The following is a 21502-nucleotide window of genomic DNA, read 5'->3' as shown; positions in this document are numbered from 1 at the left end:
TGACGACCCCGCTGTCGGCACAGTCTACTCACCGGTAGGCGACCGTCACCGGCGCGTGGACGCTCCGCGGCGGGAGCGTGACGGTCAGAGTGTGCGTTACAGCGTCCCAGTGGTACGCGCTGGGCGGTAGCCGGTCGCCGCCGGCCGTGACCGTCTTCGGCGCGGTGGCCCCGAGGAACGTGACCGTCCACCGGCGATCCCGTACCTGGCCGGGGAAAGAGCCGTCGGACGGGTCGATCCGCACGGTGTGGCTGCCCGCGGTGTAGCGGACCTTGGTGGACGCGCTCCGGCCGCTGCTGCCGTTGTCGTCGTAGAGGGTGAAGGTGCTCGACGCGCCTTCGGCGACGGTGAGCGTCAGCGCGTCGAGCGGGTTGCGGACGTCGTCGGTGACGTTCCTGGTCCGGCTCGGCACCATCCCGCCCGCCTTGACGAACACCGGCATCGTGCTCAGGTCGGTGGTGATCGCCTGGGTCGTGCCGCCGGCGTAGGTCTTGCCGGTGAAGTAGTCCGTCCACTGACCCGGCGGGAACCAGACGTTCGTGGTCGCGGTCGTGCCCGGGGTGGTGACCGGCGCGACCAGCACGTCCGGCCCGTACAGGTATTCGCTGCCGGCCAGCTGGTAGGCGTTCGGCTCCTCGGGGTAGTCGAGGTAGAGCGGCCGGGTCACCGGGACGCCGGTCGTGGCCGCCTGCTGGGCGAGTGTGTAGGTGTAGGGCACGAGGTTCTCGCGCAGGTTGAGGAACTTCGTCGCCGACGCCTTCGCCTCGGGCCCGTACTGCCACGGCAGCCGGTCGCTGTGGTTGCTGTGCAGGCGATCGATGGGCTGGAACGTGCCGAGCTGCACCCAGCGCGCGTACAGGTCGTCCGGCAGCTTCTTGGTGCGCCCGCCGTCGTAGGTCTCGGAGCCGGGCAGGCCGGTGGTGTCGTTGTGCCCGCCGATGTCGTGGCTGACCGCGGACATCCCGGTCGCCGCCGCCTCGCCGGGGGTGTAGCCGACCTCCATGCGCAGCGTGCCCCAGGTGGACGACGTGTCGCCGGTGAAGTGGATCGCCGAGCGCTTGTCGGCCCACGGGCCGGTCGGCACGGCGGCCGGGTTGCCGTAGCCGCCCGACTGCAGCGAACCGTAGGCGCGGGAGATGACGAAGCCGCGGCCGATCGCGCGGTCCGCGTCGTCGGCGTACTGCTGGTTGATCCACGCGTCCGGCGTCACACCGTCCAAAGAGGACTGCGAGCCGTCGCAGCACCAGTCCAGCCACCAGAAGTCCACGCCCTGGCGGTCCATCGTCTTGTGCAGGTCCAGGTAGGCCTTGAGCTGGTTCGGGTCGCCCCAGTCGAAGGAGTAGCAGTCGCCGCCGCCCCCGCCGGACCCGCAGTTGGCCGTCTTCGTGAGCTTGCCCTTGGCCGTCGCCTGCGCCTGGGCGAACTGCGGGTCGGTGCTGCGGATGCTCGGGTGCGTGTTGAACGTGTTGTGCAGGCCCTGCGCCGCGGACCAGTCGAAGAACGCCTTCGGGTCGGGGAACTTCGCGGGATCGATCTCCCACCCGTTCCACGTGTCGGGCGCCTTGAAGTCGGTGTCGGTGACCAGGACGTCCAGCGGGACGCCCTCCGCGCGGAACCGCGGCAGGATGGTGTTCTCGTAGTCCGCCGCGGTGCGGTCGATGTACTCCGAGTACCAGACGCCGTAGGCCCAGCGGGGGAGCAGCTCCGGCGGCCCGGTGAGGGTGGCCAGATCGCCCAGCGCCCGCTGGTAGTCGTGGCCGTACCCGAAGACATAGCCGTCGCGGTACGGCTTGCCGCCGTGGTCACCGCGCGGGGTGGGCTTGCCGGCCCGCTGGTCGTAGACCGCCGAGACGGTGTCGTCGAGGAGGTACCAGCCGTCGCGGTAGAGCAGCCCGGGGACCGTCTTCGGGTCGCCGTTGTCGCCGTTCACGCCGTCGAGGCCGCGGCGGTAGCCGCCGAGCGCGAGGTGCGGCGCCGGCGCGGGCGCCCCGGCGGGCGTCACCGCGAGGGTGTCGAGGTTGACGTGGCAGCTGGCGGGGTCGGGACAGCCGAGGGTGACGTCGTTCGTGCCGGCCTTGAGCGCGACCGGGACGGACGCGGTGCCCCAGGTGTCCCAGTTGTCCGTCGCGGGCAGGGAAAGCACCTGCGTGGCGCCGCCGGCCGAGACCGTCGCCGTGCGCGTCTGGTGCAGGCCGTCGCCGCCGACGCCGTTGGCGTAACGCACCTGCAGCGAATACGTGCCGTCGGCGGGCACGGCGACGACGCGCTGGGTCAGGCTCGAGCCCTGGTTCAGTTCCGCGAGGAAGCCCTGGCCGGCGTACCCGGCGTGGTCGGACGCGAGCTTCGCCGAACCCGCGGTGCGCGCGGACTCCGCCTCGCAGTCGACGCCGTAACGGCAGTCCAGCATCGCTTTCGCCGACGCCGGCGGGTAACTCGCGTCAGGAGACAGGAGCGCGACGCTGTCGACGTTGACGTTGCCCGAATCCGCGGCCGCGCGCGTCAGGGTGACCGTGTGCCGGCCCGCGGCCAGCTGCAGTGGGACGGACGCCACGCTCCACGTGTCCCAGTCCGCGGTCACCGGCAAGGAGACTGTCCGGCTCGCGCCGCCGTCGACCGAGAGGGACAGGGTGCGCGTGACGTGCTGGCCGTCCCCGGCGACGGCGTTGGCGTAGCGGGTGTCGAAGCGGTACGCGCCGGCGGTGGGGACGTCGACGTCGGCGGAGAGCGAGTTGCCGGTGCCTTCGAACCCGGCCACGAACCCGCCGCCGGTGTAGCCGGTGTGGTCCGCGGCGACGGCCAGCCCGCTGTACTGCAGGTCTTCCGCCTCGCACAGCGCGCCGGCCGCGCACATCAGGCGCTGCCACGGCGTCGAGGTGACCGGCGCCGGGCCGGCGTTCTCCTGCACGACGAGGTTCTGCGCGGTGAACGGCCCCGAACCGAGCTGGTACCGCAGGGTGACCGCGCTCGTCCGGATCGTCAGCCAGCCGCCGGAAGTGGTCGAGCTGAACGACGTCGGCCCGAACGCGTCACGGCCGATCGCGGTGAAGGTGGGGCGGTCGAGGAACTTGCCGTCGGCGGCGTACTCGGTCCGGATCAGGGTGGGGGAGAGCACTTGGAAGCGCGCGTCGCCCGCGGACACCGTCCGCGGCCGGGACACACCCGCCGCCGGTCCGGATCCGGCGACCGTCAAGGCCGCCACCGTGCTCAGGACCGCGACGACCGCGCAGGACCTCCGCCAACCGTTCGATGCCAACGGGCTGCTCCGTTCCCGGGACCGCTTACAACGTTGTAAATCTGGTGGTGGTGATCAGAGCACAGGCGTTCGACGGCTGTCCATAGGCAGGCCGGTTGTGTCCCGCGATCTGGCCGCACGCGGTGCTCCGAACGGCTCAGGGCCACCAGAGGTCGACGGCGATCTCGCGCAGCCGCTCGGTGAAGACGCCCGCCGGGTTGGCTTCGTGCAGGAGTTGCCGCAGGTCGGCCTCGAACGCTTCGCGACGGTCGCCGAACAGGTGCGGTGCCGCGCTGGACAACGAGAAGACCGCGGCGACGACGGCGTCGGCGTCCTTCGTGACGACCCGGCCCGGGACCTCGAACCGCCGTGGTCCGTGGAACCCGGCCGCGCGGTAGATCTCCGTCTCGCCCGCCGCCGTGCCGTCCGGGAGCACGCCCTGGCCCGCGCGGCGCACCGAGCCGAGGTACCGCCGCACCAGGTCGGTGATCGCGTCGTGCGGCGCTGCTTGGTCGTCCGGATCGACGCCCTGGTGCGTCGTGGCGTGGACGTGGGCGCAGGCGCCGCCGGCGGCCAGCATCCCGTGCACGGCCGCCGCGACCGCCGAGCGGTCCAGCCAGTGGAACGACTGGGCGAAGGTGACCAAACGGAATTCGCCCAGATCCGCGGGCAGCTCCTCGGCCCGCCGGTGCACCCACCGGCAGGTGCCGATCTCCGCGTCCGCCGCGCGCCGGGTCGCCTCCGCGAGCATGTCCGGATCGGCGTCCAGGCCGACGGTTTCGTCGAACTTGCCGGCCAACAGCAAGGTCAGCGACCCGGGCCCGCAGCCGACGTCGAGCAGCCGGCCGGTTCCGTCGAGCCCCAGCTCGGCCGTGAACGCCTCCGCGAGGGCGTCCGGATAGGCGGCGCGGCCGCGCGCGTAGTACGCCGCGCTGCCGGAATACAGCGACGGATCCCAGTCCCAGCCACCAGCGATCACGGTGTGCAGCCTAGGGTGGTCAATCCCCACCCGGATAGCGCGTTTCCCGGCCGGAGGTTTGGGTATCAAGTTCCCGTCCTTGATCACTTCCCCGCGACGCCGGCCCGCCGGCGCGGAAGGCCTGCCGAACCCGTGTCCCCTCAGCCACCGATCCCCGTCTCCGGCCCGCGCCCGCTCGCGGCGCGCCGGACGGAGTACCGTCCCGGCCTGCTGATCCTGACCTTCGCCGGGGAGATCGACGCCCTGACCGTCCCGATCCTGGAGCGCGAGCTGCGCGACACCCCACCGGGTACGACGCTGGTGGACCTCACCCAGATCGCGTTCGTCGGCCTCGCCGGCGCCCGCGCCCTGGCGGCGGCCGCCGAACGCGCCGGGGCCGAGGGGCGGCACTTCGGGCTGGTGGCGAGCAGCCGCACGCTCGCACGGCTGTTCCGCATCACCGGCCTGGCCGCGGGTGTCCCGATGTTCGCGTCGCTGTCCGACGCGCTGCGGGAACTGCTCGCCGCCGGGCTCCAGGACGCTGCCGGGTAGCTGCTCGCGCTCCCGCCGCGCCGTGGTGGGCCTCTATTTGATTACGCACCGGTTTCGTTTCGTAAATAGGAGGTGGGTGTGCCCAGTGCCCGCGACGCGCGGCCCGCTCGGGGCAGACCGCGCGACACCGGCCTGGACCTGGCGATCCTCGACGCGACACTGAGACTGCTGGTCGAGGTCGGCTACGACCAGCTGTCCATCGAGGCGGTCGCGGCCGAAGCCGGCGTGGGCAAACCCACGATCTACCGGCGCTACGCCGGCAAGGCCGCGCTGGTGGCCGCGGCGGTCGAGCACCGCGCGGCGAGCGTGCCGCCCGCGCCCGGGACCGGTGATCTGCGGCAGGACCTGGTGCGGACCGTGGGATGGCTGGCCGAGCAGATCGCCGAGCAGGAAGTCGGGCTGTTCGCCGGCATGCGCGGCGATCCGGACCTGGCGGCGAAGATGCGGCGGATCCTGCGGCGCGACGAAGCGGCGATGACCGAGCGGCCCTTCGGCGGCGCGCGGGGCGACCACCTCGTCCCCGGCGCGGACAAGCTGTTCGCCGAGATCGTTCCGGCGCTCATCGTGCACCGCCTCGTGGTCGTGGGGGAGCCCATCGACCGGACCTTCGTCGAGCACATCGTCGACGACGTCCTGCTGCCGCTGTTCCAGCGCCGGTCCCATTCCCTTGGGTGATCGCGAACGTCAATGGCCGGCGGCCGGGAATTGAGACATCCATCCTGTTGCGTGATGCGGCATTTGATGGCCTGAGCGGGTTGCGTTTCCCCTTTTTGGCCCTGTGACCTGCGATGGGCCACCTTTGAGGGTGGAACGAGGTGAGCCCCCGTTGCGTGAACCGGAATTTCGTGTCTTCGGTGACAGGTCGATAGCGTCGAATTCATGGAATGGAGCTTTCAATCGGCCGAAGAACTCATTGCCGCGTTGCGCGGAGGTGCGGTGACGTCGGTGGAACTGACCGACGAGGTGATCGCCCGCATCGAGCGTGCCGACGAGGTGATCAACGCGATCTGCGTGCGCGACTTCGACCGTGCGCGGGCCGCCGCACGCCGGGCCGACCAGGCCCGCGCCCGGGGGGAGGACCGGCCGCTGCTCGGCGTTCCGGTGACGGTCAAGGAGTCGTACAACGTCGCCGGGCTGCCCACGACCTGGGGCATGCCGCCGCACCGGGACCACGTGCCGGCCGAGGACGCGGTCCAGGTGTCGCGGCTCAAGGCCGCGGGCGCGGTGGTGCTCGGCAAGACCAATGTGCCGTTGGGGCTGCAGGACATCCAGAGCTTCAACGAGATCTACGGCACCACCACCAATCCGTGGGACCGCGGTCGCACGGCGGGCGGGTCCTCCGGCGGGTCGGCGGCGGCGCTGGCGTCCGGGTTCGGCGCGCTGTCCATCGGCTCCGACATCGCCGGCTCGCTGCGCACCCCCGCGCACTTCTGCGGCGTCTACGCGCACAAGCCGTCGCTCGGACTGGCGGCCAGTCGCGGGATGGTCCCGCCGGCCGAGCCGGCGTTGCCCGTCGACCTCGACCTCGCCGTCGTCGGTCCGATGGCGCGCACCGCCCGCGACCTCGCGCTCCTGCTCGACGTCATGGCCGGACCGGACCCGCTGACGTCCGGAGTGGCCCACCGGGTGGCCCTGCCGCCCGCCCGCCACGAGCGGCTCGGCGACTTCCGGGTCCTGGTCCTCGACGAGCACCCGCTCATCGCGACCGGGTCCGCCGTGCGGGCGGGCGTGGACCGGGTGGCGGCCGCGCTCGTCGACGGCGGCGCCCGCGTCGCCCGGCACAGCCCGCTGCTGCCCGATCTGACCGAAGCCGCGACGCTCTACATGCAGCTGCTGATTTCGGGTTCGCCCGCGCGGTTTCCCGTCGAAACGCTCGAGCAGCTGCGGACCCGCGTCGCCGGACTGAGCGCGGACGACCGGAGCCTGGACTCCGTGCGGCTGCGCGCCATGGTGCTCAGCCACGGCGACTGGCTGGTGGCGAGCAACCGCCGCGAGGTCCACCGCCACGGCTGGCGGCGGCTGTTCGCCGAGTTCGACGCCGTGGTGTGCCCGATCACGCCGACACCCGCGTTCCCGCACGACCACCACCCGAATCCGCTGGACCGGCGCGTCGACGTCGACGGCGTCGAGTACCCGTACTTCGACCAGCTCGTCTGGGCGGGCCTGGCGACCATGCCCGGGCTGCCCGCCACCGCCGTCCCCGCGGGCCGGTCTCCCGAGGGCCTGCCGGTCGGGGTGCAGCTCATCGGCCCGATGCTCGAGGACCGCACCCCGCTGCGGCTGGCCGAACTGCTGGAGCGGGAGATCGGCGGCTTCCGGAAGCCGGAGTAGGGCGTCACCGGACGGCGCGGCTCTGGACGCGGCGGGCGGCGGCGAGCACGAGCGGCGCCGCGAGCCAGCACAGGTACGCGCCGGTGCCGGTGATCAGGAACGAGAGGGGAACGGACAGCCCGAAGACGGCGGCCAGGCAGATGCTGCGCACCAGGCTCTGGGCGAATTCCGGCGGCGCGAGGTCCGTGCGGTACAGGCGTTCGCGCCGGATCTCCCGGATGATCAGCGCGAACGTCGCGGACGCGAAGACCTGGACGAGCGCGTAGAAGCTGAACCGGGGCGGGAAGGCGCCGTCGGCGGTGAGCACCCGGGTGGCGAACGGCATCACGACCTGCATGAACAGCCACACCAGGGTGAGGCTGGTCAGGCGGAGGCTCAGCGAGCCGACGTAGCGGAAGATCTCGTGGTGGGCGCGCCAGTGGGCGGCGATCACCGTGAAGCTGAGCGCGAAGGCCAGGTACTCCTTGCCGTGGGCCAACGCCGAGCTCAGCATGGCGTCGCTGGTGTCGCCGGTGGGGACGGGCAGTTCCAGGGCGAGCAGGGTGAGGGCGATCGCGATCACCGCGTCGACGAACGTGGTGAGCCGGTCGGCGGCGGCCGTGCGCGCTTCGCCGGTCTCGCTTTCGCTGTGCTGGGTTCCCATGGTGGTCGGCTCCCGCGGGTTCAGACGGCGACGGGGCCGGTCGGCGAGGGCGTGTCGGCCAGGCGCCGGGACCGCACGGCGAGCACGATCATGACCGCCGGGATCAGCAGGTCGTTGACGAGTACGCCGCCGGTGTTGCCGGGGGCGTGGTCGCCGTTCGCGAACCACTGGTAGACGTGGCCGACGAGCGCGCCCCACAGGAACATGCCGGCGCCGAGGCCGATGGTGATGCGCTCGCGCGCCGACGCCGAAGCGGCGCGGAAGCCCATGATGGCCAGCCCGAGGTTGGCGAAGGCGATCTCGAACAGGAACGGCGTGCGGGGAAAGCCGATCGCGGTGGCCATCACGTCCGGGAAGACGAGGAACGCCACCGTCATCCACAGGCTGCCGATGCCGAAGGCGCCGATGGCCCACCAGCGCTGCCAGATCTCCAGCCGCTCCCGGGCGGAGGCGGCGTGGCGGCCGCGGACGTAGGCGCCGATGGCCGGGACCAGGATCCAGACCAGGGGAAAGGCTGACTGGGCGAGGTAACCGAAGTTGTCCATGCCGTGAATCTTGCATGGTTAACATTAACTAGTCAACACTCTGTTAGGCTGACCACGTGGACGAAGGACTCGCAGACTTGCTGCACCGCGTGGTCATGCTCCTGGGCGACGCGGCCCGGCGGCGCACCGATGGCCAGGACGGCCTGACCTACAGCCAGATCCGGCTGCTCGGCACCCTGGAGGACATCGAGCCGGCAACCCAGCACCGGCTGGCGCAGGCGATGTCGGTCTCGGACCCGGCGATCAGCCGGGCGCTGCGGTCCCTGGAGGCGGACGGCCTGGTGCGGGTGGTCGTCGACCCCGCCCACGCGCGTCGGCGGCTGGTCACGCTCACCGAGACCGGGCGGAAGGCGTTCCAGGTCAACGGGAAGCCGCTTTACGACGAGTTCCGCGCTGGGCTTGTCGCCGCGGGGTTCCCTTACGAGCGCTACCTCGAAGACACCCTCCGGCTGGCGGAAATCCTCGAATCCGACTGACGACGTATCGGCGCGAAACCCCGCGCGACTCCGGCACGTGACGCGGCGGGCGTGGGGATCGGTGGGCTCCGGCCGTGCGGGTGCGAGACTGTGCGGCAACTTGACGACGCGAAGGAGCTCGCTGTGGCCTCTGATGCCCTCGAAGGACCGGTTCCGGCGTCGAGCGGGCCGGGGCAACCGGTCCTTGCGCTGCTGGACAAGGCCATCGGCATGCAGACACCGCTGGTGCGCAAGAACATCGCCCGGGCCCGTCAGCGCAACCCGGAGGCGACGCCGGCGGAGGTCGTGCGCACCCTGGAGCGGATGTACGTCAGCACCCTGGCGGGCAGCGGGGCCGCGGTCGGGGCCACCGCGGCCGCACCCGCCGTCGGCACCGGGATCGCACTGGCGTTGTCGGCGGGCGAGGCCTTCTCTTCGCTCGAACTGAGCGCCCTGTTCGTGCTCTCGGTCGCCGAGGTCCACGGCGTTCCGCTGGACGAGATCGAACGCCGGCGGACGCTGGTCATGGGGATCCTGCTCGGCCAGTCGGGTTCCTCGACCATCGTCGGCAAGGCCGCCGAGCGCACCGGCCAGCACTGGGCCCGCCAGCTCGTCAGCAAGGTGCCCTCGACGGCGTTGAAACAGATCAACGGCGTCCTGGGCAAGAACTTCGTCACCAAGTACGGCACCAAGCAGGGCATCATCGTGCTCGGCCGGGTGGCTCCGTTCGGCATCGGCGCGGTGATCGGCGGTGGCGCCAACGCCACTGTCGCAGCCCTGGCGGTCCGGGCCGCCCGACGCGCGTTCGGTCCCGCGCCGGAGTCATGGCCCCGGACGGAGCTGGATCTCACGCTTCCCGACTCGGGGCTCTCGGATCGCTGAGCGCATTGCCTGCGGCCCGCACTGCGGCAGCGGCAGGAAAGTGCGACCCGCGATGGTGCCACGTCCGGAGTTGTCGGGAAGCGACCGCGCGACGGAGTGGTCCGGTGATCTCGCCGGACAATCGCTGGTGGATTACTCGACTAAACTCTCGTTTGTCCGTTTTCCAAGTGGGCTTTCGGTTGAAAACAAACCTTCGTCGGTGGTGTATCACCCGCGGAAGCTGGATCGTCACGCAGTGTTCCACCGTGGCAAGTACCCCTCACGCCAGTCTTCCCCCCAAAGACGACCCGGAGGATTTTGATGACTTCCCGGAAACTCGCCGGCTTCACCGCATTCGCCTCGGCCGCCCTGGCCTGTGCGCTTTGTGTCCCGGCTGCTCACGCCGCGCCGTTGTCGGCCGAGGCGGCTTTCACCCTTGCCCAGGGCAATGCCATGACCCAGGCCGACCAGGTGACCGGTGCGCTCGGTGCCGCGTCGGGTGGTTACTACCTCGACAACGGCAAGGCGATCGTCAACGTCCTGGACGACGCCGGTGCGCAAAAAGTCGAAGCGGCCGGTCTCACCGCCAAGAAGGTCACCCACACCTTCGCCGCGCTGACCGGGGTCAAGAACGCCCTCGACAACGTCCGCAACGTGCCGCAAACCTCTTGGGGCATCGACACTTCCACCAACCAGGTCGTCGTGACGATCTTCTCGGCCGCCACCAAGGCGACCGCGGACAAGGTCGCCACCGCCGCCAAGCAGTACGGCGACAGCGCCCGCGTCGAGTACAAAACCGGCAAGCTCGAGCTGTACATCGCCGACGGCGACGCCATCCAGAACAGCAGTGCGCGCTGCTCGCTCGGGTTCAACGTCAAGAGCGGCAGCACCCCGTACCTGCTCACCGCCGGGCACTGCACCAACCTCGGCGGCACCTGGTCCGGCGGCGACGTCAGCGGTGCGCGGGTCGTCCGGAGTGACTGCCCCGGCGCGGACTCCGGTCTGCTGACCCGGCCGAACGGCTCCGGTCCCGGCCGCATCAACACCGGCCAGGCCATCACCAGCGCGGCCGCGCCGCAGGTCGGCGAGCGCATCTCCAAGCAGGGCTCGACCACCGGTGGCGGCACCGGCCAGGTGACGTCGGTCGACCAGTCGGTCAACTTCGACGTCGGTGTGCTCAACCACGAGTTCGGGACCACCGCCCACACCGACCACGGTGACTCCGGCGGCCCGGCCTACGACGGTTCCAAAGGCCTCGGCACCCTGTCCGGCGGGAACACGACCGTCAGCTACTTCTACCCGCTGACCCGTGAGCTTTCGTCCTACGGCCTCACTCTGGCCTGACCCACGCCGAACTGATCGCGGCGCCGTCTCCGAAGAGGAGGCGGCGCCGCGATCGCTCGGCTCAGAACGGTTCGGCGACCATCCAGTGCTCGACCAGGCGGCCGTCGACCACCCGGATCATGTCCATGCCCGCGACCTCGAACCGGTCACCGGTCGGTGGCCTGCCGAAGAAGTCGCCGGTGTGGGTGCCGCGGACGGTGTAGCGGTGGGCGACCCACTCGCCGTTCTCGACGTCGGCCTCGACGACGACGTCGAAGTCCGGAACCCCGGCCAGCAGGCCCTCCCACTTCCGCCGCCAGTCCGCGTGGGTGACGCGGTGGCCCTGGTCCCGCGATTCGGGCGCGATGTAGCTCAACGCGGTGTCCAGGTCGCCCGCGGCGCGGGCGGCGAGGATCGCCCGGTTCACCTCGGCGGGGCTCGACGGTGGGGTCATCGGCTCGGTCTCCTCACGGGAAGCAGGTAACGGGGACTGTCCCCGGTACGCTGCCGGTACGATACGGGGACTGTCCCCGGATCGGCAAGAGGTGTCCGATGCCCGAGCCCCGCGCCGACGCCCAGCGCAACCGCCGGAACCTGCTGGCGGCCGCCGAAAGCGCCTTCAACACCCGCGGCGCGGGCGCGTCCCTGGACGACATCGCCCGCGCCGCCGGCGTCGGCAACGCGACGCTCTACCGCCACTTCCCGACGCGGCAACAGCTGATCGACGCCGTCTACGAAGCGCGCATCGGCGCGCTTTGTGTGCTGGCCGAACAGATGCGCGCCGCCGAACCGGCCGGCGCGGCGTTGCCGGTGTGGCTGCGCGCGGTGGTCGACCACATCAGCGGCAGCCGGGGCCTGCGGGACGCCTTCGTCGACGCCCACCACCTCGGTGCCGGCAGTGGAGCGCCGCAGCTCGCCGAATGGCATCGCATGACCGACGACGCGGCCGTCCCGTTGCTGCACGACGCGCAGGCCGCCGGGACCGCGCACCCGGATCTGCGTGCGGCCGAGCTGATGGCGCTGGTCGCGGCGGTCGCGCACGCCGGTGGCGGCGACCCCGGCGACGCCCGCCGCCTCCTCGGGTTCGTCCTCGACGGCGTCGGCCGGCGGCCCGGCGAGGTCAGCCCCCGGCGAACGCCGTGACCGTGCCGAGGAAGGCGTCCTGGTGATCGGCGAACCCGGGCCGCACGGGTTCGGGGAAGCCGGGTAGCTCCCGCGCGTCGGGCAGCAGCCGCAGCAGCGCGTCCACCGTCCGGCGCTGGTGCACCGAGTTGTGCGGCGCCGACGGGAGCACGCCGGTCGGCACGCGCAGGCCCGCCAGCTCGCCGTCGAGGACCCCGCGCAGCGTCTCGCCCCGCAGCAGCTCGGCGGCGATCGCCGGGTCGGTGACGCGCTCGCGGACGCGGTCGTCGATCGAGGCGTCCCCGGCGGTGGCCGGCCAGGCGAGGAGCAGCCGGCTGACCCGCCCCGGGTGCGTGAGGGTCAGCCGGACGGCGGCCGAGCAGCCGTTCGACCCGGCGACCACCACGACCGGTTCGTCAGGAAGCACCGGCGTCAGGTGGTCCGCTTCGGACTGCCAGCTGCGGGCGCCGGCGAGGCGGTCGGGCGCGTGGACGCGCAGTCCCCGCTGCTCCAGACCGCTGACGACGCCGGTGCTTCCCCAGAATCGCCGGGCGTCCATGTCTTCGTGCAGTCCGCCGTGGACCAGCAGGACGTTCACGCGCGCTCCTTCGGGTCGGCCTCCGCCAGTCAACCGGAAAACCCGGTCGTTGGTAGCCGGTTGGTGAATCTTTGGCGGACGGAAAGGGCGGCGCGCGAACCTTCCTCCCGTCAGACGAGAGGAGGTGAAGATGATGTCGGCAACCACCACCGTGCAGGCCAAGGTCGAGGCTCCGAAGGACGCCACGTTCAGCCTCGACGTGAGCGAGCAGGAACTCCTCGACGAGTTCGGTGTGCTCTCCCTGTGTGAGTACTGCTACGGCGCGTGACCCGGTGAGTGACCTCCCGGCTCGCGCCGCGGGGTCCGGCTCCGCACCGGAGTGACGTTTTCCCAGCGGGTGCGCCCGTCGCGATCGCGACGGGCGCACCCAGTCTTCGACGCCCCACCAGGAAAGGACCACGGATGTCGTCGCCTGCAGTAGACGCGCCGAAGCGCACGGTCGCGGCCGGAGTCACGACCGCACTGTGGCTCGGCCTCGCGGTGTCCCTGCTCGGGGACAGCTTCTACCGGGTCGGCCTGACCTGGAACGCCACCACGGACGGCGGCATCGGCCCGGCCGCCCTGCTCGGCACGGCGATGGCGCTGCCGGTGGCCCTGCTGGGCATGTTCGGCGGCGTCGTGATCGACCGCTTCAACCGCCCGGGCCTGATGATCGTGACCGACGTCGTCCGGTTCGCCGTGGTGGCGGCGTTCGCCGTGCTCTTCCTCGGCAACGGACCCGGCCTGCCGGCGCTGCTCGCCGGCGCCGCGGTGCTGGCGGCGTCCGGTGTCTGCTTCACCCCGGCACTGCAGTCGTGGCTGCCCGACCTGTTCCCCGACCGCGACCGGATGATCAAGTTCGACGCGCTGTTCCTGACGACCATCAACGTCGTCGGCGTCGTCGGCCCCGCGCTGGCCGGGGCGCTGTACCCGTTCGTCGGCATGAGCGGGTTCCTCTGGTTCGACGCGGGCACGTTCGCGGTGTCCGCGGTCGCGGTCTTCTACGTCCGGAGAGCGCTTCCTGGACCCGGGACGCCGGCCCTCGCGCCGCCGCCGGAACCACCGCGCCCGCGCCGCAACCTCCTCGCCGACGTCCGGGAAGGACTGCGGTACATCTTCGGCAACGAGGTGCTCCGGCGGCAGTTCACCGTCTTCCCCTTCATGGAGGCCGCGGCCTACTCGCTGGTCTTCCTGCTCCCGTCCTACCTGTCCGCGGCGAAGTACACCGCGAGCTGGCTGTTCGGCGCGCTGCTGGCCGCCAACGCGATCGGCCGGGTGCTGGGGGCGTGGGTGTTCGCGCACACCGGGCTGCGGCGCCGGCGGGGGCCGGTGCTCGCGGTCAACCACCTCTCCCAGGGCGTCATGCTCGGGCTCTTCGTGCTCGTCCCCGACCCCGTCGTCGGCACCGCCGCGTTCCTGCTGATGGGCTTGCCGGCCGGCGCGAGCCAGATCGCCCTGTCCTCCTGGGTCCAGACCAATGTGGACAGACAGTTCCGCGGCCGGGCGTTCGGCACCCTGACGTCGTTCGTGCAGTGGCTGATGCCGCTGGGCCCGCTGTTCTTCGGCTGGCTGGGCGCGCTGCTGGACCCCCGCTGGGCCGTGGTGATCATCGCCGCGACCTTCTTCGCCGGAGGCGCCGCCATCGTTTCGTCCCGCGCGGTAAGGAGCCTGCAGTGACGACCTCAACCCGCCCCGGCGCGCTGTTCCTCGAGACCGGCTGGGCCGAATCCTTCGCGGTGACCGGCGACGGCCGGGTGGCGGTCGCGTGGAGCACCGCCGACGGCCCGCGCGTCCACACCGTGTCAGGTCCGGCTAGCCCGCCCGAACCGGCGAACACCCTGTCGAGCATCGACCAGGCCGGCCTCTCCGGCGGGCCCCGGCGGATCGCCTTCTGGGCGCAGCTGGCCGACGAAGACAACCGGTTCGTCCTGTTCACCGCCGTCCCCGGGGAAACGCCGGTGCGGACGGCGATCGAAGCCCCGCGCCAGCCCTGCGGGGTCGCCTGGGCCGGCCCGGACCACGTCGTCACCACCTGGCAGACCGCCGACGGCCCGGTGCTCGCCCGGGTCGCCGTGACGCCGGGAGCACGTCCCGAGACCCTGTGGCGCCTGCCGGCCTCGCCGCGGTGGCCGGACCCGGTGCCCGACGTCGCGCCGGACGGCCGGATCGTGCTGACCGTCGCGTCCGGGACCGGCCAGGACATCGTGGTGCTCGACCACGGCGTGGTCACCACCCTGCTCGCCGGCAACCGCAGCGCGGCGCCGACCCGGGCGCGCTGGAGCCCGGACGGCCGGTCGGTCGTCGTGCTCGTCCGGCGCCGGCGGGCCACCGAAGCCCGGCTGATCGACCTGGTCGCCGGCACCATGGAGGTGCTCGACGGGCCCGCGCCGACCGACGTGCCGGTGTGGAACGGCGACGGGACCAAGCTGGCCTTCGCCGCCCACGACTGGCCCGTCACCCGGCTCCACGTCCACGATCTGCCGTCCCGGACGCTGACCGAGGTGCCGGCCCCGGCGGGCACCTGCGCCGAAGCGCCGCAGTGGCACGGCGACGACTGCTACTTCCGCGTGCTCGGCCCGGACCACCCGCCCGCGGTGCGGCGGTGGCGCCCGGGCGCCACCGCCGCGCTACCGGTGACCCCGCCGGCGACGGTGTCCCGGCCGGTCTCGCCGTCCGTGGTCCGCTTGCCCAGCCGGGAAGGCTTCGACCTGCCCGCGCTCGCCTACGAGCCGTGGATCCCGGACCGGGGGACGGTCGTGATGCTGCACGGCGGACCCGCATCCTGCTGGCGCAACGGCTGGAACCCGGTCCTGCTCGACCTGCTCGGCGCCGGTTACCGCGTGGTGCTGCTGGAAACCCGCGGCACGACGTTCACCGGCTGGCCGGTGCCCCCGGTGCCGGTCACCGAGCACGGCGTCCGCGAAGTCGAGGACGTCGCCGACAGCGTCGCGGCCCTGATCCGGCTCGGCCTCGCCCAGCCCGGCCGGATCGTCCTGGCCGGCCACAGCCACGGCGCGTTCATCGCCTACCGCGCGTCGCTGGCGCTGCCGGAGGTCGCCGGTGTGATCACGACGAGCGGCTACCTGCACCCGGCGGTGCTGGCCGGCAGCGGCGACCCGGAGGTGCACCGCTTCGCGGCCGCGGCGTTCGCGGACCGGGCCTGGGCCGGTGACCCGGCCGCCGCGCTGCCCTCCCGCTGCCCGGTCCTGTCGGTGCACGGCGAACGCGACAAGCAGGTGCCCGCCGGGGACGCCGAGGCGATGTTCGCCCGCCTCGACGGCGCCGGGCACGAATGGGTGCTGCTGGCGAACGACGACCACAGCTTCCGCATCCGGCGCAACGCCGCCCGCTATGCCGCCGCCGCGCGGGACTTCCTGGGGCGGGTGCTGGCATGACGACCCTGGACTACGACGTCGTCGTGATCGGCGGCGGACCCGGCGGCTCGACGACGGCGACGTTCCTCGCCCGGGCCGGCGCGCGGGTGCTGGTGCTGGAGGGCACCCGGTTCCTGCGCTGGCACATCGGCGAGTCGCTGCTGGCCGCGTCGATGCCGGTCCTCGAGGAGCTCGGCGTGCTGCCGCAGCTGGAGCAGTTCAACCGCAAGCTCGGCTCGCTCTGGGTCTGGGGCGCCTCGCCGTCGCTGATCAGCCTGGAGATGCCGCGGCCGGGCTTCGCGTTCCAGGTGCAACGTGAGCACTTCGACCAGCTCCTGCTCGACAACGCGCGGGACGCCGGCGTCGACGTCCGCACCGAGACCTGGGCTCGGCAGCCGAGGTGGGACGACACCGGCCGGATGACCGGGCTGCTCGCCCAGGAAGCCGGCGGCACGACCTTCGAGGTGCGGGCGCGTTACGTCGTCGACGCCAGCGGCCTGTTCCAGTTCCTGCCGAAACGCCTGGGCCTGCCGATGGACCTGTTCGGCCCGCAGCGGGCGGCGGTCACCGTCTACTGGGACGACGCGCTGCGCCCGGACGCGCCGCACACCGCCGACGTCATCAGCGAAGCCTGCGCGGACGGCTGGATCTGGTTCATCCCCTTCGCGGACGGCCAGACCGGCGTCGGCTTCGTCGGCGACGCCGAGGACATCACCGGCGCGCCCGCCGAGGTGTTCACCCGGCAGATCGCCAGTTCCCAGCTCGTGCGGCGGCTGCTGGCGAACGCGACCATGGCGCGGAAACCGCGGCTGCTCCGCTACACCAACCACACCGTGGCGACTCCACTGTGGACCGACGGCTACCTGCTCGTCGGCGACACCGCAGCGTTCGTCGACCCGCTGTTCTCCACCGGCATCAACGCGACGCTCTACTCGGCCTCGCTGGCCGCGGCGGGCATCGCGTCGGTGCTGGCGGGCGACCTGCCCGAGGACGGCGCGGCGAAGTGGTACGACGAGCGCGTCCGCGGGCACTACCGCCGCACCACCGAAATGACCAAGCTGCTCTACGCGGCCCACCCCGGCGACACCCGGTTCTGGCGGGCCCGCTCGCTCGAGCACCTGACCGACGGCCAGGCGGAAGAGATGCTGCGCCACATCGGGGCCGGCAGCGTCGAGCTGTTCGCCAAGGCGGAGGCCGACGGCTCGATCCGGCTCCCGGCGGCGGTGCGCCGGCTGCTGCCCGAGTTCACCTCGGCGCTCCCGCCCACCCGCCTGCCCGAGCACACCGTGCTGTCGTTCGCCGACGAGGTCGAGCTGCGCCAGGACTGGACCCGGGCGGGTGGCCGGCTGGTGCCGGCGACGCGCGTGGCGCACCGGCGGCGTCGCACGCACGAAATCGACTTCTCCGGCGGCACGCCGGGGCAGCGGCTGCTCGCGGCGGTCGACGGCCGGCGCGATCTCCGCAGCCTGCTCGAAGCGTCCACATCGGACGGTACCCGCCGGCAGCACCTGGCCCTGCTGGCCGGGGCGCTGGTGAAGGCGGGCATCTTCCGCGCGGCCGGGGCCGGCCTGCTGCCGGCGGAGAGGTGAGTTCCGATGCACCACAAGCACATCGTGCTCGAGCGGGCCCAGCTGGGCGTCGCGGACGTCCCGGCGCGCGAGCTGGGGCTCGACGACGTGGGCGGCCCGCTCAGCGCGTACCTGCTCCGGCCGTACCTGGACCTGAGCGAGTTCGTCGACGGGCCCAGCGAGACGACGTCGGTCGAGGTCGCGTTCCGCCAGCTCGCCGCGCCGGACGCGCCCCGGCTGATGATCCAGACCCACCCCGGGCGCGGCCTGCGGACCGCGCTCGTGCGCGAAAGCGGCCTGCCGGCCTACGGGATCACCCGGGCGCGGGAGCTGCCCGAGCGGCTGCGCACCGACCGGTGGCGGCAGCTCGTCGAGTGGACGCGCGCCCGGCTGCTGCCGCTGGGCCAGCGGCTGCGGCTCGCCACGCTGCTGAACACGCTGGGCCTGTTCGGCGAGACCGTGGAGCTGTTCACCGGCCGGATCGGGGACGTCGACAGCGGCGACGGCGTCGCGACGGCGCTGAGCATGCAGCTCGCCATCGCCCGGCTGCGCATCGATCCCTCGGCCGACACCGAGCGGGTGAACGCGGCGACCCTGCGGCAGGCCGCGGAGAACGACCGGGGCGACCGGTACGTCCGGCTCGGCGCCGCCCTCACCCTGGTGGTCCTGGCCGCCAAGCGGCGGGACATCGAGGAAGTGCGGCACTGGCGCGAGGTCGCCGAATCGCAGTACGACCTGCTCGATCCCGGAGCCGGGCTGCCGGACGTGTTGTACGCCAGCACGTTCTGGCGCGCCGTGTGCTACCTGCCGCACCTGCTCGGCGACCGCGTGCGGACCACCGAGGAGCTCGACGCCGCCGAGCACCACGCGCTGGCGTTCCGGCCCCGCGACAGCACCGAGCGGATGGTCTGGGCCGCCAACATGAACCCGCTGCTGGAGACCCGGATGCGGGCCGCGCTCGACACCGGCGACCGCGACGGCGGGTGGGCGCGCCTGTCGCAGCTCGCCGAGCTCGAACCGCTCAGCGCGAAGGTGCGCATCCACGTCGGCAAGTTCCACCTCGACGACGGCGCGCCCGAGAAAGCGCTCCCCGAGCTGCGGCGGGCGATCACGCTGGGCGCGCCGTTCACCGGCCTGTCCTGGTACCTGACGGCTCGCTGCCTGGACCGGCTCGGCGACCACGCGGGCGCGCTGCGGGCCTACGCCGAGGCCGTGCGCGCGGACCCGGCCAGTGTGGACGCCCGGCTGCGCATCCACGAACTGGCCGGGGCGGCGGACGGCGGGCTCGCGGCGTTGCCCGCCTGGGCCGGCGGCTCGCTGGGGGAGATCACCACCCGGCTGAAGGCGCCCGCCCGCACGACGGCGAAGGAGCAGGCACGATGAGACAGCGAGTGCTGACCGCGACGCAGTTCCTCGAGGAGCACGACCTCGTCACCCCGGAGACCGGGACGCTCTCGGGCCACCTGCTCCGCCCGTTCCTCGACCTCGGCGGGCCCGGCGGGCCGGTCAACGCGAAGGCCGCCGCCTACGTGGGGGAGAGCGTCGCCGGACCGGAGCCCGAGGCCGACGGCTGGATCGCGCCCCAGGGCAACACGAAACGGTCCCTGCGGACGGCGCTGATCCGCGAGACCGGCCTCGCGAGCTACGACGTCACCTGGCCGGGCGAGCTGCCCGAAACCGCGCGGAGCCCGCACTGGCAGGCGCTGTGCGACGCCGTGGACGCGTGGGACGAGCTGGGCGCGTTCCGGCGCTACCAGGTGATCTGCGCGCTGTACAAGCTGTGCTTGTTCGACGCGGCCGTGGCGCTCGGGGACCGCCTCGGGCCGCCCGGCGAGTTCACCGCGCTGAGCGAGCTGCGCGTCATCGGCGCGCGGTCCAAGCTCGGCGAGTCCGTCCACGACCTGGTGCCGCGCACGCTGGCCGTGCTGGCGCAGACGCCGGCGTCCCCGCGCGTGCGGCTCGCCGTGGCGGTCAACCTGGCCATCCACTACGGCCGGGCCACCCGCGACCGCGAGGCCACCGTCGAGTGGTCGGACCGGGTGCTCGCCGAAGCGGCCGCGCAGCACGCCGAGGGGAGCCCGCGCGACCTCCTGATGGCGAGCATCACCTTGCGCGCGGCCAGTTTCGGCCCGTTCGTGCGCGGGGACCACGACGCCGTGGCGGCGATGCTCAAGCAGGCCGAAGCCCACGCCGTCGACGTCACCGGAGCACCCGGGGTGCCGCTGGTGCTGGCCGACGAGAACCGCTACGCCGTCCTCGAAACGATCACCAACGCCGCGGTCGCCCGCGGGGACCGCGAGACCGCGCTCGCCGCCGCCACCGCACTGACCGCGCACGACCCGCGGGAACCCCGGGCGTGGCTGCAGCTCGGGGCCGTGCACTGGGACGACGGCCGGACGCCGGACGCGCTGGACGCCTACCGGACCGCGGCCGTGCTGGGCGCGCCCTTCACCGGAACCGCCTGGTACTGCACGGGTCGCTGCCACGAGGCGCTGGGCGACCTCGACCAGGCGGCGCAGGCCTACGCGAACTCCGTCGCCGCGGAGCCGCTGGGCATCACCGCGCTGCACCGGCTGCACGGCGTCGCGGACCGGACCGGCCAGCGGTTCCTCGCCGGCTGGGCGCGCGACCGGCTCCACGTGCTGCACCACCGGCTGGCTGCGCCGGTTTCGTCGTCCACGACCGTCCGACAGGGGGCCCGAGCATGACCACCATCAGTCCCACCGTGCCGTTTTCGCCGGTGCCGAAGGAGAGCGACGCGTCGGTCGCCCGGTTCGCGGAGTTCCGGCTCGCCGGGCTCGGCCGCTTCGCCGGCCTGCTCGGCTCCCGCCTCCCGGCCGCCGAAGCCGCTCTCCTGGAGCGCGGCGCCCGGCTGGCCGCGGAGCTGGACCGTCCGGAGTGGACGGACATCGCGCTCCACCCGTACTACTCGTACTGGTGGAGCCGGTTGTCCCAGGCGGTGGCCGCGGGCCGGGCCGCCGAGGTGACGTCACTCGTCCCCGAGCTGTCCCGCTTCCTGCTCATCCCGTTGCTGCGCCGGGGCGACGTCGACCTGGCCCTGCCGCCGCCGCGTGCCGGCGAGCTGCGGTTCCCCGGCCATCGACGGCACCTGCGCGTCGAGGCGTCCGGCGCGCTGCGGGCCCGGGCCACGAACGGCGAGCTGGTGCTCACCGGGCACGACGCCGTGCCGGTGGCCGAGCTGCTGGACGAATACCGCCCCGGCCCCGGTGTGCTGCGCCCGGCCATCCCCGGCACGGCCGTGGAACTCGACTCGTCCGATCCGTGGGTCGGGGAGTTCTTCGAGGTCGAGAACGTCACCGCGCCCTCGCCGGGACGCAGCCGCGACGACCTCGCACCGGCGGCGGCGGACGTCGCCGCGCAGACCTGGCTGGGCGGTGCCGTGGACCGGCTCGGCCGGGCGTGGCCGGAGATGCGGCGCGAGTTCGAGGACTACGTCCGGCTCGTGGCGCCGTTCTCCAGCCAGGTGCGTGCGGCCTTCACCAACGTCGGCTGGCAGGGCGCGGTGTTCCTGCGCACCACCGTCCACGACGACGTCCAGGACGTGGAACGGCTGGTCCACGAGACCAGCCACCTGCGGCTCAACCTGGTGATGGCGCGCACGAAGCTCTACGACCACGACGCCGCCGACCGGGTGCCGTCGCCGTTCCGCGCCGGGCTGCGCCCGATCATGGGGCTCTACCACGGCGCGTTCGTGGTGACCCGCGCCGCGCGCGCCCTCGACCGGGTGCACCGGCTGGCCGGCGATCTCGGTTACGCCGAGCGGATCCCGGTGCTGGTCACGCAGGTGCGGCTCGCGCTCGGCACGCTGCGCCGGGACGTCCGGCTCACCCCCGACGGCGCCGCGCTGCTCGACGAAGCCGACGCGCACATCACCGACCTCGCCGCGGCCTACGGCGCCGCCGCCCCCGACGAACCCAAGATCTACGAGGAGTTCTGAGCG

At 72.7% G+C, this 21502-nt stretch carries 20 protein-coding genes; 14 read left to right on the top strand and 6 right to left on the bottom strand.

Annotation, left to right across the window (positions count from 1 at the left end; all coding sequences use genetic code 11):
* Positions 1-28: 28 nt before the first annotated feature.
* Together OG570_RS39960 and OG570_RS39955 are read right to left on the bottom strand one after the other, a co-directional pair.
* On the bottom strand, positions 29-3199 hold the full coding sequence (locus tag OG570_RS39960; protein ID WP_326953985.1) for a TIM-barrel domain-containing protein: 3171 nt from the start codon (positions 3197-3199) through the stop codon (positions 29-31).
* Positions 3200-3389: 190 nt separating this feature from the next.
* The gene (locus OG570_RS39955; RefSeq protein WP_326953984.1) at positions 3390-4211 is read right to left on the bottom strand and encodes a class I SAM-dependent methyltransferase; all 822 of its coding nucleotides are present in this window, start codon (positions 4209-4211) and stop codon (positions 3390-3392) included.
* Positions 4212-4343: 132 nt separating this feature from the next.
* Here OG570_RS39955 and OG570_RS39950 point away from each other — a divergent pair, with 132 nt between their 5' ends.
* The 3 genes from OG570_RS39950 to OG570_RS39940 all read left to right on the top strand — a co-directional run bounded on the left by OG570_RS39950 (position 4344) and on the right by OG570_RS39940 (position 7073).
* Entirely contained in the window at positions 4344-4742 is a 399-nt protein-coding gene (locus OG570_RS39950) for an STAS domain-containing protein (RefSeq protein WP_247050989.1), read from the top strand.
* A gap of 78 nt (positions 4743-4820) precedes the next feature.
* Positions 4821-5417 carry a TetR/AcrR family transcriptional regulator gene (locus OG570_RS39945; RefSeq protein ID WP_326953983.1) on the top strand — a complete coding sequence of 199 codons (597 nt, stop codon included), beginning with the start codon at positions 4821-4823 and terminating at the stop codon, positions 5415-5417.
* A 204-nt stretch (positions 5418-5621) separates the two neighbouring features.
* The gene (locus tag OG570_RS39940; protein ID WP_326953982.1) at positions 5622-7073 is read left to right on the top strand and encodes an amidase; all 1452 of its coding nucleotides are present in this window, start codon (positions 5622-5624) and stop codon (positions 7071-7073) included.
* Positions 7074-7077: 4 nt separating this feature from the next.
* On the opposite strand, the gene OG570_RS39935 is transcribed toward OG570_RS39940, so the two are convergent.
* Entirely contained in the window at positions 7078-7716 is a 639-nt protein-coding gene (locus tag OG570_RS39935) for a TMEM175 family protein (protein ID WP_326953981.1), read from the bottom strand.
* Positions 7717-7736: 20 nt separating this feature from the next.
* On the bottom strand, positions 7737-8261 hold the full coding sequence (locus tag OG570_RS39930; protein WP_326953980.1) for a DUF6790 family protein: 525 nt from the start codon (positions 8259-8261) through the stop codon (positions 7737-7739).
* A gap of 56 nt (positions 8262-8317) precedes the next feature.
* On the opposite strand from OG570_RS39930, the gene OG570_RS39925 reads away from it, so the two are divergent.
* The 3 genes from OG570_RS39925 (at position 8318) to OG570_RS39915 (ending at position 10921) form a co-directional block, all read left to right on the top strand.
* Complete coding sequence (locus OG570_RS39925) at positions 8318-8737, top strand: MarR family winged helix-turn-helix transcriptional regulator (protein WP_326953979.1); 420 nt, start codon at positions 8318-8320, stop codon at positions 8735-8737.
* Between the two features lie 123 nt (positions 8738-8860).
* Complete coding sequence (locus tag OG570_RS39920; protein WP_326953978.1) at positions 8861-9598, top strand: hypothetical protein; 738 nt, start codon at positions 8861-8863, stop codon at positions 9596-9598.
* A 300-nt stretch (positions 9599-9898) separates the two neighbouring features.
* Positions 9899-10921 (top strand): S1 family peptidase, encoded by a 1023-nt coding sequence (locus OG570_RS39915; protein ID WP_326953977.1) that lies wholly within the window; start codon positions 9899-9901, stop codon positions 10919-10921.
* Between the two features lie 61 nt (positions 10922-10982).
* On the opposite strand, the gene OG570_RS39910 is transcribed toward OG570_RS39915, so the two are convergent.
* Complete coding sequence (locus tag OG570_RS39910; RefSeq protein ID WP_326948828.1) at positions 10983-11354, bottom strand: ester cyclase; 372 nt, start codon at positions 11352-11354, stop codon at positions 10983-10985.
* A 98-nt stretch (positions 11355-11452) separates the two neighbouring features.
* On the opposite strand from OG570_RS39910, the gene OG570_RS39905 reads away from it, so the two are divergent.
* Positions 11453-12043 carry a TetR/AcrR family transcriptional regulator gene (locus OG570_RS39905; protein ID WP_326953976.1) on the top strand — a complete coding sequence of 197 codons (591 nt, stop codon included), beginning with the start codon at positions 11453-11455 and terminating at the stop codon, positions 12041-12043.
* Here the strand turns inward: OG570_RS39905 and OG570_RS39900 are convergent.
* Entirely contained in the window at positions 12021-12620 is a 600-nt protein-coding gene (locus OG570_RS39900; RefSeq protein ID WP_326953975.1) for an alpha/beta fold hydrolase, read from the bottom strand. The two genes, OG570_RS39905 and OG570_RS39900, sit on opposite strands and share 23 nt — an antisense overlap.
* A 130-nt stretch (positions 12621-12750) precedes the next feature.
* Here OG570_RS39900 and OG570_RS39895 point away from each other — a divergent pair, with 130 nt between their 5' ends.
* From OG570_RS39895 to OG570_RS39865, 7 genes are all read left to right on the top strand, one after another.
* A complete protein-coding gene (locus OG570_RS39895) occupies positions 12751-12888 on the top strand; it encodes a hypothetical protein (RefSeq protein WP_247050999.1) in 138 nt (45 codons plus the stop codon).
* A gap of 134 nt (positions 12889-13022) precedes the next feature.
* On the top strand, positions 13023-14276 hold the full coding sequence (locus OG570_RS39890) for an MFS transporter (protein ID WP_326953974.1): 1254 nt from the start codon (positions 13023-13025) through the stop codon (positions 14274-14276).
* The gene (locus tag OG570_RS39885) at positions 14273-15994 is read left to right on the top strand and encodes a S9 family peptidase (protein WP_326953973.1); all 1722 of its coding nucleotides are present in this window, start codon (positions 14273-14275) and stop codon (positions 15992-15994) included. The genes OG570_RS39890 and OG570_RS39885 overlap by 4 nt, the downstream gene beginning before the upstream one ends.
* Complete coding sequence (locus tag OG570_RS39880) at positions 15991-17562, top strand: NAD(P)/FAD-dependent oxidoreductase (RefSeq protein ID WP_326953972.1); 1572 nt, start codon at positions 15991-15993, stop codon at positions 17560-17562. Before OG570_RS39885 ends, OG570_RS39880 begins: the two co-directional genes overlap by 4 nt.
* Before the next feature lie 6 nt (positions 17563-17568).
* Positions 17569-18924 (top strand): tetratricopeptide repeat protein, encoded by a 1356-nt coding sequence (locus OG570_RS39875; protein ID WP_326953971.1) that lies wholly within the window; start codon positions 17569-17571, stop codon positions 18922-18924.
* Positions 18921-20249: a tetratricopeptide repeat protein gene (locus OG570_RS39870; protein WP_326953970.1), complete on the top strand. Its 1329-nt coding sequence runs from the start codon at positions 18921-18923 to the stop codon at positions 20247-20249. The genes OG570_RS39875 and OG570_RS39870 overlap by 4 nt, the downstream gene beginning before the upstream one ends.
* The gene (locus OG570_RS39865) at positions 20246-21499 is read left to right on the top strand and encodes an aKG-HExxH-type peptide beta-hydroxylase (protein ID WP_326953969.1); all 1254 of its coding nucleotides are present in this window, start codon (positions 20246-20248) and stop codon (positions 21497-21499) included. The genes OG570_RS39870 and OG570_RS39865 overlap by 4 nt, the downstream gene beginning before the upstream one ends.
* The last annotated feature ends 3 nt before the right edge of the window (positions 21500-21502 follow it).

It is taken from the genome of Amycolatopsis sp. NBC_01286 (assembly GCF_035982555.1).
Lineage (GTDB): Bacteria > Actinomycetota > Actinomycetes > Mycobacteriales > Pseudonocardiaceae > Amycolatopsis.
This window is presented reverse-complemented; position numbering and strand designations above follow the sequence as displayed.